This window comes from Corynebacterium glucuronolyticum DSM 44120, from assembly GCF_030440595.1.
GTDB lineage: Bacteria > Actinomycetota > Actinomycetes > Mycobacteriales > Mycobacteriaceae > Corynebacterium > Corynebacterium glucuronolyticum.
Map to the genome: position 1 here is coordinate 1,425,039 of NZ_CP047452.1, position 14,080 is coordinate 1,439,118.

General features: G+C 57.8%; 11 protein-coding genes and 1 tRNA gene. 4 read left to right on the forward strand and 8 right to left on the reverse strand.

Annotation, left to right across the window (positions count from 1 at the left end; genetic code table 11):
- Positions 1-216 precede the first annotated feature (216 nt).
- From CGLUCO_RS06430 to CGLUCO_RS06440, 3 genes are all read right to left on the reverse strand, one after another.
- Positions 217-597: a hypothetical protein gene (locus tag CGLUCO_RS06430; RefSeq protein ID WP_232621844.1), complete on the reverse strand. Its 381-nt coding sequence runs from the start codon at positions 595-597 to the stop codon at positions 217-219.
- Between the two features lie 79 nt (positions 598-676).
- Entirely contained in the window at positions 677-1,924 is a 1,248-nt protein-coding gene (gene mshC / locus CGLUCO_RS06435; RefSeq protein ID WP_198481414.1) for a cysteine--1-D-myo-inosityl 2-amino-2-deoxy-alpha-D-glucopyranoside ligase, read from the reverse strand.
- 451 nt (positions 1,925-2,375) lie between these two features.
- A complete protein-coding gene (locus CGLUCO_RS06440; RefSeq protein WP_198481513.1) occupies positions 2,376-3,200 on the reverse strand; it encodes an undecaprenyl-diphosphate phosphatase in 825 nt (274 codons plus the stop codon).
- Between the two features lie 288 nt (positions 3,201-3,488).
- Between CGLUCO_RS06440 and CGLUCO_RS06445 the strand changes: the two genes are divergently transcribed.
- Together CGLUCO_RS06445 and CGLUCO_RS06450 are read left to right on the forward strand one after the other, a co-directional pair.
- Entirely contained in the window at positions 3,489-4,583 is a 1,095-nt protein-coding gene (locus tag CGLUCO_RS06445) for a YncE family protein (RefSeq protein ID WP_084036332.1), read from the forward strand.
- A 162-nt stretch (positions 4,584-4,745) separates the two neighbouring features.
- The gene (locus tag CGLUCO_RS06450) at positions 4,746-5,855 is read left to right on the forward strand and encodes a quinone-dependent dihydroorotate dehydrogenase (protein ID WP_005393958.1); all 1,110 of its coding nucleotides are present in this window, start codon (positions 4,746-4,748) and stop codon (positions 5,853-5,855) included.
- A gap of 290 nt (positions 5,856-6,145) precedes the next feature.
- Here CGLUCO_RS06450 and CGLUCO_RS06455 read toward each other — a convergent pair whose 3' ends face one another.
- Complete coding sequence (locus tag CGLUCO_RS06455) at positions 6,146-6,433, reverse strand: hypothetical protein (protein WP_084036331.1); 288 nt, start codon at positions 6,431-6,433, stop codon at positions 6,146-6,148.
- A 467-nt stretch (positions 6,434-6,900) separates the two neighbouring features.
- Positions 6,901-7,443 (reverse strand): YbhB/YbcL family Raf kinase inhibitor-like protein, encoded by a 543-nt coding sequence (locus CGLUCO_RS06460; RefSeq protein ID WP_005393962.1) that lies wholly within the window; start codon positions 7,441-7,443, stop codon positions 6,901-6,903.
- 282 nt (positions 7,444-7,725) lie between these two features.
- Between CGLUCO_RS06460 and CGLUCO_RS06465 the strand changes: the two genes are divergently transcribed.
- Positions 7,726-7,812: transfer RNA gene (locus CGLUCO_RS06465), tRNA-Leu, on the forward strand.
- An 86-nt stretch (positions 7,813-7,898) separates the two neighbouring features.
- The gene (locus tag CGLUCO_RS06470; RefSeq protein ID WP_084036330.1) at positions 7,899-8,513 is read left to right on the forward strand and encodes a GNAT family N-acetyltransferase; all 615 of its coding nucleotides are present in this window, start codon (positions 7,899-7,901) and stop codon (positions 8,511-8,513) included.
- Positions 8,514-8,809: 296 nt separating this feature from the next.
- Here CGLUCO_RS06470 and CGLUCO_RS06475 read toward each other — a convergent pair whose 3' ends face one another.
- The 3 genes from CGLUCO_RS06475 to scpA all read right to left on the reverse strand — a co-directional run bounded on the left by CGLUCO_RS06475 (position 8,810) and on the right by scpA (position 14,075).
- The gene (locus tag CGLUCO_RS06475) at positions 8,810-9,235 is read right to left on the reverse strand and encodes a cupin domain-containing protein (RefSeq protein ID WP_005393964.1); all 426 of its coding nucleotides are present in this window, start codon (positions 9,233-9,235) and stop codon (positions 8,810-8,812) included.
- A 902-nt stretch (positions 9,236-10,137) separates the two neighbouring features.
- Positions 10,138-11,244 (reverse strand): methylmalonyl Co-A mutase-associated GTPase MeaB, encoded by a 1,107-nt coding sequence (gene meaB / locus CGLUCO_RS06480; RefSeq protein ID WP_005390052.1) that lies wholly within the window; start codon positions 11,242-11,244, stop codon positions 10,138-10,140.
- A 602-nt stretch (positions 11,245-11,846) separates the two neighbouring features.
- Positions 11,847-14,075 (reverse strand): methylmalonyl-CoA mutase, encoded by a 2,229-nt coding sequence (gene scpA / locus CGLUCO_RS06485; RefSeq protein ID WP_005390050.1) that lies wholly within the window; start codon positions 14,073-14,075, stop codon positions 11,847-11,849.
- Between the last annotated feature and the right edge of the window lie 5 nt (positions 14,076-14,080).

Sequence of the window (14,080 nt, forward strand, 5' to 3'; positions counted from 1 at the left end):
GTAGCGCCCATCTAGCCCGCCCATGCGGAAAAGCCCGCCACGTCCTCGCAGACTAAAACCCACCCCACGGACTCTCGAACAAGACGTGTGACAGTGAAGTGTGTAAAGAAGCATGTAGCCGGGTTTCATCGCCGCCTTTCGGAGGTGGGAAACCTGGCGGTACCGACATCCCTGATGAGGAGCGCGAGGTCGCTGCCCCGCCAATGCTTCGGGCGGTTACTCGAACTCCGGTGTGGAAGCGATGGTCTCCTCGTCGAACCCGCCTGCTTCCAAAGCGCGGTGAATGAAGAGGTTGAGGTCGTTTTCTTCCTCGGGCTCAATGACAGCGCCGACGTTCGTGTCATCAAAGGCCTGCGTCCGATCGATGAATCCGTTGACAACACCGTGGATGGCCTCTTGTGACGGCTCATCACCGAGCCGGTCAAGGCTGTCGAGGAATGCCTCGACGATGCTCCGCAGCTCAGGAAGGACAGCAGGATCGAAGGGCTGCTCCCAGAATTCCTTTTCGTTCTCCCTGAGGTAAGACCCTGTTGCGTAGGATTCCAGGTTGGCGATGAACTCGTCAACGCTTGCCTGCATGCTCTCGCGAATACTCATGTGCTCCATTGTCTCCGATATACCGTCTTTTCGCACGTTCAACGCGCGGTGCGTCACCAATCTGCAACGCTTCCAGGACTTACAGCTTGATTCCGAGGAGAGCATCGAGTGCGTTAGCGACGAGGCGACCGGCCTCCGGGTCGGTGGCTCCTGTCCACTCACGGTTCGCCCACGCTTCGATGGCAGCGATGGCTCGTGGTGTGTCGAGGTCATCGGCTAGGGCCTCACGGATCTCGGTCACGAGGGCCTCGGCCTCTGCTCGGGGTGATGGCTTGTCGACGCTTGCCCGCAGCCGTTCCACGAGGCTTTCGCACTGCTTAAGGATTGCTCCCGAGAAATCTCTATCGGCGCGGTAGTGACCACTAAACACCGACAGGCGGATCGCTGCGGGAGTGTGGCCTTCTTCCAGCAGTTTGGATACAAACACGAGGTTGCCGAGGGACTTCGACATTTTCACACCGTCGAGGGCGATCATTCCGCCGTGCACGTAGTGCCCCGCCATGCGGGGCTCGCCGGTGGCCGCCTCCGCGTGTGCGGCGGAGAACTCATGGTGCGGGAACACAAGATCGCGCCCACCGCCCTGGATGTCGAAGGGCACCGACAACCGGTTGCGTGCGATAGCGGAACACTCAATGTGCCAGCCCGGGCGACCAGCACCAAACGGCGCGTCCCAGGAGGGCTCCCCCGGTCGCGCCATCTTCCACACGAGGGCGTCGAGCGGGTCCTCCTTGCCCGGGCGCTCGGGGTCGCCACCGCGCTCGGCAAACACGTCGAGCATCTCTTCACGGCTGAAGCGGGACTCGTAGCCAAACTGCTCGGTTGCGTTCACGCGGACGTAGAGGTCGGGGTATTCGGGATCGTCAATGGCGTACACCACGCCCTTATCGATGAGCTCCTGAACCATATCGATAACCTCATCCACGGCTTCCTGCACGCCGACGAAGTCCTGTGGCGGGAATACAGAGAGTTTTTCCATGTCGGAGCGGAAGAGGTCAATCTGGGAGGTGCCCAGTTCTCGCCAGTCGACGTTGTCGCGCTCGGCGCGCTCGAAGAGCGGATCGTCCACATCGGTCACGTTCTGGACGTAGTGAACGTCGTGGCCATTAGCCTTCAACTGCCGGTAGATGAGGTCAAAAGCGAGGTATGTAGCGGCGTGGCCGAGGTGGGTCGCGTCGTACGGTGTAATGCCACACACGTACATGGTGGCGACTTTACCCGCTTTCACAGGCTTGATCCGGTCATCGGCCGAATCATAAAGGTTCAGAGGCACAGGTGTGCCGGTCAGTGAGTCGAAAGCGGAATGTTCAGGTACAGGCCACGATTGCATGCCACCCACCTTAGTTGTCACCCCAACAATCCGGCTACTTCGCACCTCGCGGGCGTATTCTTGCGCGGACTGCATAGTCATCGTACGCGGGCAAACCCGGGGGTAACCGAACTCCGTAACGACGAAACGTCGAAAAGCCGACGCACTGAAAAGGGACAGGGAGCTTAGAGAGGAGAGATCACCCAGGTGCCTAAAAGCCGCCCGGAGGGTGCCTGACCGGAAGAAAATCCAGAGTCGCTCCAGACAAGCCCCCCGGCACTGATCTGGTGCGGGCGGACAAAGGGCCACCGTGGGGAAAGCAACCAAATCTACAGGAGGAAACGGTAAGCGATTGGAAACGGCCAGAAGCTCGCGGACGCGGACGGAGATAGGAAGCGGACGATGATAGGCGAAACCCCTCCGGCGACCTTGATTCGAGCGCGGAGGGGCTGTGGACGGATGGGTACGGGGACTAGGCTGCTAAAACGCCTGTTGCCAGCAGAATCATGACCAAGATACCGACGGGGATGCGGTAAGCGGCAAACCAGGAGAACGAGTTGTTTGAAACAAATTTCAGCAGCCATGCGATGGAGGCATAGCCCAACACGAAGGCGATAACTGTGCCCACAAGAAGTTGCGCGCCCGATGCGGCCTGGCCGGCTTCGGGGGCGAAGGCATCGGGAAGCGAAAACAGCCCGGAGGCAAGCACTGCGGGGATCGCGAGCAGGAACGAGAACTTCGCCGCGACATCGCGGTTCAGACCGAGGAAAAGGCCTGCGGAGATCGTGCCTCCGGAACGAGAAACGCCAGGAATCAGGGCAAGGCATTGCGCAAAGCCCATGAGGATTGCGTCCCGCATAGTCAGCTCGTCGTAGCCACGCTTCTTGGATCCCACCTTTTCTGCCCAGATGAAGACGAAGGAGAAGGCCACGAGAACACCTGCTGTGATCCACAGGTTGCGAAGATTTTCACGGATCAGATCTTTGCCTAGGAACCCGAGAACACCAACGGGAATCGTGCCAAAGATGACCATCCATCCCATGCGGTAGTAGAAGTCGCGCTTTTCCTTATTCACCAGACCGATGCACCAGGAGCGGATAATCGTCCAGATTTCCTTGGCAAAGTACACCAGGACGGCAGCCTCCGTGCCGAGCTGGACAACGGCGGTGAAGGAAGCGCCGGCATCATGGCCGTAGAGCAGTTCGCTGACAATGCGAAGGTGCCCGGAGGAGCTTACAGGGAGAAATTCGGTAAGGCCCTGCACGATGGACAGGACAATCGTTTGTCCCCACGTCATCGTGTCGGCGGTGTGAGCCGCTGCGTCGGCGGCTAGTTCCGTAGCAATCACGGGTGCAACCATACACCGTCGCCAAACCAACTCGGGAGACACGGCGCAGGGGTAGTCACGAATAGTCACAGGCCACTCATATTTTGCTCGAACGGGACCCACAAATCCGCTCACCGGGATCATGCCCTGTCCTACCGGGTCAGCCTAAGCACGCACCTCCAGCACACAGCACCACGCAGACACAGCTCGGGAAAGCCGTGGTGGGAGTTCATTTTTCACTCTGGTAGCGTAGGACGAGTGAATATTCGGAGCCGGAAACTTATCAGCGCATGTGGCCTTCTTACGGCCTTGTCCATCGGACTCACCTCCTGCGGTGCTGCCGATGAACAGGAATCGATGAAGACAACTGAGGAACAAACGGACTACATCAATAACCCTGTAGGCAACGCCACTCCTCAGCAGTCACCGGCATCTAACAAGCCCGATGGCACGGTCTTCCAGGTTGACGAGAAATTCCCGGAGATCACGGACATTGAGGCTGCTGGAGACATCCTCGCTGTGCGCACGGGCCCGTTCCTGCACGTTGGCACCGTCGACGCCCTGGAGAAAAACGAGGGCACAACGCTGCAGATCAGTGCGAAGTGTGGAGACCTCACGGTCACCGATAAGACTTTCGTCATCGCCTGCCCTGTTGCTAGGGATGGCGGTAACTCCGGTGAGATTTTCCTCATCGATGCTGAAAAACCAGCGTTGGATAATGTCCGTTCGGCGCTCCAACCATTTGTTGCTGCGGCAGTAACAACCGACGGCACGGTCATTGGCGGTAGCCCAGAGGCCGACGCGGTGACAATCTTCAAACCCGGAGAATCCACATCCAACACCGAGGTCAACACTGGTGGACCCGTTCACCAAATCATCGCCCTCCCGCGCACGGGTGAAACGGACCTACCGGATGCTGTCGTAGCCTCCGATATGAGTCAGACCAGGGTAACCGGAGTAGACCTCGTGAAGGACCGTACGGGTGGCTCGCTTCGAGCCGGCGTTGGTGTTTCCCGCATCGCCCCCGCAGAGAACACAACGATGCTTGTTGCGGATAATATCGGGGATTCCTTGCGGATCTACAACAACCTCGATGTCATCCGTCTGCACCAGTCGGTTCCGATTGGTCCGCATCCGTGGGCAGTAGCCTGGGATAACCATTCAGACACTGCCTGGGTGACAACCCTGGGCGACAACAAGGTAACCAGCTATTCACTGGCTACAGGCAAACCTATTGAGAAGGACGCAAAGAACACCGTTGCTGATGCACAGGCACTTGCTGTTCTTGACAACGGCACCCTCGTCATCGGGTCTGCTTCCGGTGAAGGTCTGCAGATTATCCCCGCAAAATAGCCTCGCGGGACGCGCTTGGAGTATCCCCCATACAGTGGGGTACATTAATGGTCGTATAACTCGCATGTGAGTCCAGATAAGCGCCCTGTTACGGGTGCAAAGCGAAGACTCTCATGTGGGGTACCACCGGATAACGCCCACGTATTGTTAAGGAGTCCGCACATGGCTCACCCTGTCCGTACCGCGCTGTATGACGCTGCTTTGAAGGTAATGTTCACCATTCAGCCTGAGCGTATTCACGACATCATTTGTGGCGGACTAGGCGTTCTACAGTTGGTGACGCCCCTCAACCGCGTACTGGAAAAGATCATCGCAGTACACGATCCCCGCCTTGAGCAAGAAGTTTTCGGGGTCACCTTCCCCCGTCCGCTGGGCCTTGCCGCAGGCTTTGACAAGGATGCAACCTCTCCCGATGCGTGGACGGCCGTTGGCTTCGGCTACGCGGAGCTCGGTACCGTCACGGCTTCGCCGCAACCGGGCAACCCCGCTCCCCGACTGTTTCGCTTGAAGGCAGATCGAGGCATCCTCAACCGCATGGGGTTCAACAATATCGGTGCGGCTGCTGTTGCGGACAATCTCCGTCGGCGTACATCCGACGATGTTATCGGCATCAATATCGGAAAGACCAAGGTCGTCCCCGTGGAAGATGCCGCCGATGATTACCGTCGCTCGGCTACCCTTCTCGGTGATCTGGCCGACTACCTGGTGATCAACGTCAGCTCCCCCAACACCCCTGGGCTGCGCAACCTGCAAGCCGTTGATGAGCTTCGTCCGATCATCGAGGTGGTTCAGCAGTCTACGAAGACCCCGGTATTGGTAAAGATTGCCCCCGATCTCGCAGACGACGATATCGATGCTGTCGCCGACTTGGCGCGCGAGATGGGTTTGGCTGGCATTGTCGCTACGAACACGACGATTTCGCGTGATGGCCTAAACACTCCCAAAGCCAAGGTTGAGAAGATGGGTGCCGGCGGTGTTTCCGGTCCGCGACTTACCAGCCGCGCGCTCGACGTGACGAAGCGGCTGTACGACAAGCTTGACGGTGAGCTCGCAATCATCTCTGTCGGTGGTATTTCCTCGCCGAAGGATGCGTGGGACCGGATCGCAGCGGGTGCTAACCTTCTGCAAATTTACACCGCGATGATTTACGAGGGCCCGGATCTCATCCGCGACATTCACAAGGATCTTCTGCGACAGCTGGATGTACACGGCTACCAGAACCTTTCTGATGCCGTGGGCTGCAAGCAGCCCTACGTCCCCGAGGAGAATTAACAAGAGGCACAGGTATCGCTACGGGGTCTCCCGGAGCGATACCTGTTGCTGTGTTCCCCACCTCATCCCGCCCCTCGCGGGGGATTAAACCAAGATCACCGCTCTCCGGTGTTCCCATACCCGGCGGGTTGATGTCAACATTGTCAACGGCTGTCAGGTTAACTTCGTCTAGGCATGCCTTAACGTCCGCCTTGGTTAGCTCACGCGTGCTCACCTCAACCGGCGCGGGATTATTGTTGCCTGTGCGCGGTGTTGTGGCGGGGTTGCCGTCTAGACGCCCCGGTACGGGGCTAGTCGATTTGGACGGGGTTGTCCGGGTGGTATTTGTTCCACTCGTCGGGGTGCTCCCGCTTGTATCGTTCTTCCCACTTGTCCCGGCGCTGCTGTCGCTCTGCGATTGACTTAAGGGCTTCTTCTCCGCTGATTCTGTGGAACGGGTCTTGGAACGCCGTTGCGTACGCTTCGTTCGCGCGCTTCGTCCGCTCCCACCCCCTAAGTTTCGGATTGTAGATTGACCAGATTTCTTGCCCGTCGTCTCTGAGGATTTCGCCGGAACGTCGGTAGTAGCGGTTTGCCATTTCTTATTTTCTCCTTTTCGTTTATCGAACGGGTTGGTCACACCGTCCGGGCCGAAGACCTGGCTCCGGATGATCTACCGCACTCGTTGCGGAAGCATGAACAAGAAGTCGTGACTTAAGGGAGCGCAGCTACTCCCCCACGAGGGTTGGCTATAGCGACGGGGAGCGAGACACCTGAATCTGCCGTGCGAACCCACACGATCAAGATTATCCCCCCGAAGACACACACAGCGAGGAAATCAGCACAAGCGTTCACTCCGAGCAGGACGATCTCCTCCCACTCGGCGCGAAGAATTTATAGTGCAGTTTTTGGCTCCAGTGTCCTCTCCCCTCCGCATCGACATCGACGTGCAGAAGCGGATTAGGCCTCAGCTATCGCTGGTTGAGAGAATGAGCGACCGTAGTAAGGCCAACCCTATTAGGCATCCTGTGAAGACAGTGGACGGCAGCCGCTGCCTTTGGCAAGCCTAGTTTTGGTCCCAGCCCCAGTAGATCGCGCGAGCAAGGGAGTGGAAGTAGAGATTGAATCCAAGAACAGTGACAGGAGAATCCGGGTCGATATCAAGCTTCTCCGTGTCAACTGCATGGATAGCGAAGAGGTAGCGATGCGGAGCGTGTCCGGCAGGAGGATTCGAGCCGTAGTAGCCACGGTTTCCAGAATCGCCCTTCAAGGACACGGCTTCAGGTACGTCCTCAAGCTCAGGCTTGCCAGCTCCGCTGGGCAGAGAAGAGACGGTCGCAGGAATGTTAAAGACACCCCAGTGCCAGAAACCCGAAGCTGTTGGTGCATCAGGGTCGAAGCACGTGATCGCGATCGACTTCGTTCCCTCGGGGAGCTCGTCGACGTTCCATGCCAACTGAGGGGAAACACTAGCGGCTCCCCTCTGCTGTTTCGGAAGCTGATCACCGCAGGAAAAATCGGTGGATGTTACTGTGAAGGAAGGAAGATTCTTCAGCGGTGCGTACGGATCAGGGCCTGGAAAGCGAGAGTCGTTTCGGTAGTCAGTCATACTCCAAATCTAGGTGAAAGTTTGCCTTCGCGCACAGACTAGCCAGGCCTAATGCTCGAGAAAGATGGCTACTTGCTACTTCACTTGGAAGACACTGTTCCAAAGGTCTCAGTCGTAGACTGCCAGCAGTTTGGTGGGATGCCTGATGCGCCACGTTCAAAACAACATCGTTGTAACTTGAATAGCCGCAAGTTTTACCTATTGACCTGCAGATTTGGTTGCGTTGAGGTGTGTAGGTTAAAGTATTCCACGTGCCACACACGAGAGTGTGAACATCACCTAGCCCGGGTGGCGGAATTGGCAGACGCGCTAGCTTGAGGTGCTAGTCTCCTATTAACGGAGGTGGGGGTTCAAGTCCCCCCTCGGGCACAGCATCCCCCCGCAGAAATGCGGGGGGATTTTGCATACCTAAGGCAACACGGCGTGAGAATCCTCGTGGCGTTACGATAAGAACTATGACATTAAAGATCCGTCCTGCTACTGAAGGCGATGTCAACCAGATCGTTGATATCCTCACCGATGCATTTGAAACCGACCCAGCATTTCGCCGCATCATGCAGCCACTGTCCGACGAGACGAAGAACCTCCGAAAAATCTTCGATCTCCAGCTCCGGCACGAGTATCTCCCCTACGGTATTGTTGACGTAGAGTTCAACGAAGAAGGCGAGATGCTTGGGGTCGCATTGTGGAACAAGCCTGGAAAGCCCATCACCTTTCTGTCGCTTCTTCGCTACGTCCCTGACTACGTACGGGTCTTTGGCAAGTCCTTTATCGCAGCGGTGCTCCGTGAACGACGTTCTGAGATGCTTCACCCGAAGTTCCCCCACTGGTACCTGTACACCCTCGCTGTGCGTCCCGGCCACCAGGGAGAGGGTCTAGGTACCACACTCCTAAAACACGGTATGGAGCGTGCCGGTGAGACACCGATTTATCTGGAAGCATCAACCCCAGACTCAGCAGCTTTATACAAGCGTCTAGGCTTCGTCCCACTGGGCGAAATCCCCGACGATGACGACATGCCGTCCGAGCTTGGCATGTGGCACCCTGGTTCGATGCCTGAGCGTAGCTAGCGCCTTAATTTTCTCATTCCTACATCTAGACTCTCCTACTCCCATGCGTCAGAGCTTGAGAATCAAGGATCCGTAAAAGCAGTTGCCGAGAACAGTGCGTACAAAGCGCTGTTAGATGACAACCCCCGCAGCTACTGCTGCAGGGGGCAATCCCCCGTGGCTATTGCTGCCGACATAAGCAAAGCCGACCAAGTATTTTTCTGATCTGGGTCGGCTTTAGTCTGCAGTGGGGGCGCTACCGACAATCTGACCTACGCCGTGGTTCACACGCCAGAAACCGGCGGTGCCCCGGAGCGCTAGTGCTGCTCGTTCGGATCGTTATCCGCGTCTTCCTTCGTCTTGTGAACGGTTCCGGCGACGTGGTCCGGAGCTGCGTAAATCGAGTACACCTTGAACGGTTTGTCTCCCTCGTTTACGACGTTGTGCCACTTACCAGCGGGAACGAAAATTGCCCAGTCGTCCTCTACCTCCTGGTCGATGTCGAGGTTATCCTCAGAATCACCGATCATAACTCGTGCCTTGCCCTCTTCGAGGCGAAGGAACTGATCATGGTCGTCATGCACCTCAGCGCCGATTTCTCCACCGGCGGGGATGCTCATTACCGTCATTTGAAGGTGCTTGCCAGTCCACAGGGTATCGCGGAAGTTCTCATTTTCCTTAGTAACTTCCTCAATGTTCAGCACGTAGGGGTTCGGACCATGATCCGTAAGTAGATCTCCCATGATTTTTCACCTTTCTGGATAAATATCAATGACCTGGAACGTCTCCGAGTGTACCGACGAAATTCGGGGTGAGGCAACGGTAAGTAGTCCTCCAACGAAGTTCGTTGCCTAACGCACCCGCGAGGGAATGGCGTGAAGGTGCCAAAGAGTCTAAGTCTGTTTGGCTAAAGAAGACGCGAGAGCATCTGTTCTTTTAGCCGAGCACATCAGGTAGCCCCGCCGAGCTGTCTATGTGTGCACGTGGAACATACGCGAGAGCACAAGCAGAAACGATAGCCTGACCTTACCTGTTGCTAACCTGATTCCGGGCTATCCGCACTGCGCCTTCAGGCCTAGCTTTGAATTGTTTAGCGACGTTTTGTTTAGCGACGATTCCCTCCCAGCCCTAGAGTCTCATGATACTACGTGTACATGGTCTGAATGCGGCTACAGTGACTTTGACTGTGCGGATAGTCCCTTCGCGAATAAACCATCGCCGAGTGCATTTTGGTGCGCACAACCGCAGATGCATGGTTGATTCGGTCGCTCCTGTCTTTTCGTCCGCTTGGTTGGTTGGGCCACTTGGTTGGTTAAGTAGTAACGGCGCGGGCACTATCCAGGAGCGTTTTATCCGCTACTTGGCAGACACTGTGGCTGGGAACCAGCTTATGAGTCTCGTTATGAGCTTGCATTGGACGTGGGGCGGTGATTCAGTAATCATGACCCCGTACGGCAGAGTCGCTGTCTGAGTAATCTCCCCGTCGCCTTTCCGGCTTGTCGTAAAAGCAACTCTCTTCATCGTCTGCCTGGTGGCGCTCCGCACGCACGCGTTGACGTCCCCGCAATCGAAACCGGCGCGGGCACAAAGTAGAGTCCGCGCCGGTCATCGTTGGCTGTCAAGGTTTACAAGCCGTGGGAGAAAGCTAGCTCTCTGGGATCGGGGTATCGAAGGCCTGCACGATCTGCTGCGCAGCAAGAGTTGGCGTGATCGTTCCGTCACGAAGCTCGTGCTCGGTCTCTTCCTTCTTCTTTTGCACTAGTGGGTGGGAGTTGAGACGTTGCAGGATCGTCTCGTGGACCATCTGCCATGTCCAGTTGACCTGCTGCTCCCGACGATTTTCCTCAAACTTTCCGTTCTCCCGCATGACCTTCTGATGCTCCAGGACATGGTCCCAGAACTCATCCACGCCGGTGTGCTCCACAGCAGACATCGTCATCACAGGCGGCATCCAGTCCTCGTCCGGCTGGCGCACCATGCGCATGGCTGCTCCGAGCTCGCGCGCTGCGCGCTTAGCGTTGCGGACGTTCTTTCCATCGGCCTTGTTGATTGCTACAAGATCCGCCATCTCCAGAACACCCTTCTTGATGCCCTGCAACTGATCGCCTGCGCCGGCCAACGCGAGGAAGGTGAAGATGTCCACCATCTGACTGACGGCGACCTCAGACTGGCCCACACCGACGGTCTCCACGAGGATGATGTCGTAGCCAGCCGCCTCGAGGACGACGATCGACTCTCGTGTTGCCTTTGCCACGCCACCGAGGGTGCCCGCAGACGGCGAAGGGCGAATGTACGCATTGTCATCGGCGGCCAGCTTTGCCATACGGGTCTTATCGCCCAGGATGGAGCCACGGGTGCGCGTGGAGGACGGATCGATGGCTAGGACGGCGACCTTGTGGCCGTCGGCAATGAGTTTCTGCCCGAGAGCCTCAATGAACGTCGATTTACCAACGCCTGGAACACCGGTGATACCAACGCGCAGGGCATGGCCGGCTTTGGGAAGCAGCCGAACCAGGAGCTCCTGTGCGAGCACGTGGTGGGCCACCGCCGTCGATTCCAGGAGCGTGATTGCTTGGGCGATGAAGCGCCGGTCGTTGGCCTCAACTCCCTCGACCAATTCATCCACGTTGATGCGTTTGCGAGCCCGTTTCACCACCTCTGGTGCCACTGCAGTGACATCACCCAGATCGGTACCGGCGGTCGTGGTCAAGCTACCAAGGTGGTGCTCCAAAAACTCGAGATCTTCGTTCACAACTACAGTCCTCACACGCTGCGCCTTCCGCAGCGAAACATTCGATTTCCTTTTACTTAAGTCTACGTAAATATCCCCGAAAATGGCCGAATACTGGATCCGGGTGCCCGTGGCTCTCCTCGATGAGCGCTTCCCCCTTGCTCTCCCCTCCTCCCTCGCCCTTGCCCTCTCCTACTAGACGCCTTTCTGCCTAAGTGACTCTGCCCTCAGACGGGTCCTATGCGCTATGGGCGTACTTTGCAGTCGGTCAACCGCTCATTCACTGGGTATGGGAGGCTTTATTGTCCTGCGACTCGGGGCAGCGCATCTTCGCCTTCAACTCGTATGCGGCTCTTCTATGAACGCGTTTGCCTAGGCCTTTGCTGGCACGTTTGCGGATGCCTTTGAAAGCCTTTCCACTTGAAGCACATTGGGGCACCTTGGGGCGCTTTGCGACCCGGTCTCCTCGTGGTGGGCAAACCTTCCCGTAGGCGGGCTGTTGCGGCGCGGATTTCCTATTTCCGTCAACGTAAAACGTCAGCGTTCAATGCGGGGATACGGCAACGGCCGCACTCCTCGTGAGAGAAGCACGGCCGAACCGCATGCGTTAACGCTCCACTGATTTACTTTTCAGGAACGTTGAGCTCGATACCGATGTTGGAAGCGACCTTCTCGATCAGGTCGATGGCGGAATCGGCAATAACCGAGCCAGGACCGTAGATCGCGATGACGCCCATATCGTAGAGCTCCTGGTAGTCACCCGGAGGGATGACACCGCCGACGCAAATGAGGATGTCCTCACGTCCGAGCTTCTTCAGCTCTTCCTTCAGTGCCGGCACCAGTGTGAGGTGGCCAGCAGCGAGCGAGGACACACCGACAACGTGGACGTCGGCATCCACGGCTGCACGGGCAGCTTCGGCCGGGGTCTGGAACAGCGGTCCCACGTCGACATCCATGCCCATATCGGCATAGGCGGAAGCGACAACCTTCTGACCACGGTCGTGACCGTCCTGGCCCATCTTCGCGATGAAGATACGCGGACGACGGCCCTCTTCCTTCTCAAAAGCGTCGGACAGGGCGATAGCACGCTGAACGTTATCCACCTTGCCCTCCTTTCCTACCTCGTCCTTGTACACGCCGGACAGGGTCTTAACCTCAGCCTCGTGGCGGCCGAAGACCTTTTCCAGAGCCATGGAGATTTCTCCCACGGTGGCCTTTGCGCGAGCTGCATCGACAGAGAGCTTGAGGAGGTTGAGCGACAGATCGCCCGGCTTCTTCTCGTCCTCGTGAGCGGCAGCGTAGGTGAGGGCGTCGAGGGTCTTCTGTACTTCAGCCTCGTCGCGCTCCTCGCGCAGCTTCTTGAGCTTCTCCAGCTGCTCGTGGCGGACGCGGGAGTTCTCCACCTTGAGAACCTCGATCTCCTCGTCCTCCAGCGCGTTGTACTTGTTCACACCGATGAGGGCCTGGCGGCCGGAGTCGATGCGTGCCTGGGTACGTGCAGCGGATTCCTCAATACGGAGCTTCGGGATGCCTTCGATCGTGGCCTGCGCCATACCGCCGGCTTCCTCAACCTCCTGAATGTGCTTGCGGGCACGGGAGGCAAGTTCAGCAGTGAGCTTCTCCACGTAGTACGAACCTGCCCACACATCCACCGGAGCGGTGGTGCCGGACTCCTGCTGCAGGAGCAGCTGGGTGTTACGGGCAATACGAGCGGAGAAGTCACTCGGCAGAGCCAGCGCCTCATCAAGGGCGTTGGTGTGCAGCGACTGGGTCTGGCCCTGAGTTGCAGCCATGGCCTCAATGCAGGTGCGTGCAACGTTGTTGTACACGTCCTGGGCGGTAAGCGACCAGCCAGAGGTCTGGGAGTGCGTACGCAGGGACTGCGACTTCGGGTTCTTCGGGTTGAACTTGCCCACGAGCTCGCTCCAGAGGAGGCGGCCAGCGCGGAGCTTTGCAATCTCCATGAAGGTGTTCATGGAAATGCCCCAGAAGAAGGACAGACGCGGTGCGAACTTATCCACCTCGAGGCCCACATCCTCACCGGCGCGAATGTACTCGATGCCGTCGGCCAGCGTGTAGGCCAGCTCGAGGTCCGCTGTAGCACCGGCTTCCTGGATGTGGTAGCCGGAAATGGAAATGGAGTTCCAGCGCGGCATCTTCAGCGAGGTGTACTCGAAGATGTTGGAGATGATGCGCATGGAGGGCTTAGGCGGGTAGATGTAGGTGTTACGAACCATGAACTCCTTGAGGATGTCGTTCTGGATCGTACCTGCCAGCTGTTCCGGCTCGACACCCTGCTCCTCGGCCACAACGATGTAGAGGGCGAGAATCGGGAGCACGGCGCCGTTCATGGTCATCGACACAGACACGTTGGAGAGGTCGATGCCCTGGAACAGTTCACGCATGTCGAGGATGGAGTCGATGGCCACACCGGCCATGCCCACGTCGCCGAGCACACGCTCGTTGTCGGAATCGTAACCGCGGTGGGTAGCCAGGTCGAAGGCCACAGACAGGCCCTTCTGGCCGGCTGCCAGGTTACGGCGGTAGAAGGCGTTGGACTCCGCAGCAGTGGAGAAGCCAGCGTACTGGCGAATCGTCCACGGGCGGTTCGTGTACATGGTGGCGTACGGCCCACGCATGAACGGGCGGAGACCGGGGAAGGAATCCAGCGGGTGAGGGTTCTCTCCAGTGAGAAGAGCGTCGCGGTCGGCGCGGTTAAATACGCGCTTAACCTCGATACCTTCCGGCGTCTCCCAGATGTGCTCATCTTTTACCTGTGCCCCACCAGCGGCGGGTGCGGACGGCTCATCGGGAACGCGAGTGACGTCTGCAAAATTTGGAATGGTTGCCATTTTCT

What these genes read in the sequence shown, in the direction of transcription:
- CGLUCO_RS06460 (WP_005393962.1), bottom strand. Translation starts at nt 7,443, where the DNA reads ATGACTGACTACCGAAACGACTCTCGCTTTCCAGGCCCTGATCCGTAC.
- CGLUCO_RS06470 (WP_084036330.1), top strand. Translation starts at nt 7,899, where the DNA reads ATGACATTAAAGATCCGTCCTGCTACTGAAGGCGATGTCAACCAGATC.
- CGLUCO_RS06440 (WP_198481513.1), bottom strand. Translation starts at nt 3,200, where the DNA reads ATGACGTGGGGACAAACGATTGTCCTGTCCATCGTGCAGGGCCTTACC.
- CGLUCO_RS06430 (WP_232621844.1), bottom strand. Translation starts at nt 597, where the DNA reads ATGAGTATTCGCGAGAGCATGCAGGCAAGCGTTGACGAGTTCATCGCC.
- CGLUCO_RS06475 (WP_005393964.1), bottom strand. Translation starts at nt 9,235, where the DNA reads ATGGGAGATCTACTTACGGATCATGGTCCGAACCCCTACGTGCTGAAC.
- mshC (WP_198481414.1), bottom strand. Translation starts at nt 1,924, where the DNA reads ATGCAATCGTGGCCTGTACCTGAACATTCCGCTTTCGACTCACTGACC.
- CGLUCO_RS06455 (WP_084036331.1), bottom strand. Translation starts at nt 6,433, where the DNA reads ATGGCAAACCGCTACTACCGACGTTCCGGCGAAATCCTCAGAGACGAC.
- CGLUCO_RS06450 (WP_005393958.1), top strand. Translation starts at nt 4,746, where the DNA reads ATGGCTCACCCTGTCCGTACCGCGCTGTATGACGCTGCTTTGAAGGTA.
- scpA (WP_005390050.1), bottom strand. Translation starts at nt 14,075, where the DNA reads ATGGCAACCATTCCAAATTTTGCAGACGTCACTCGCGTTCCCGATGAG.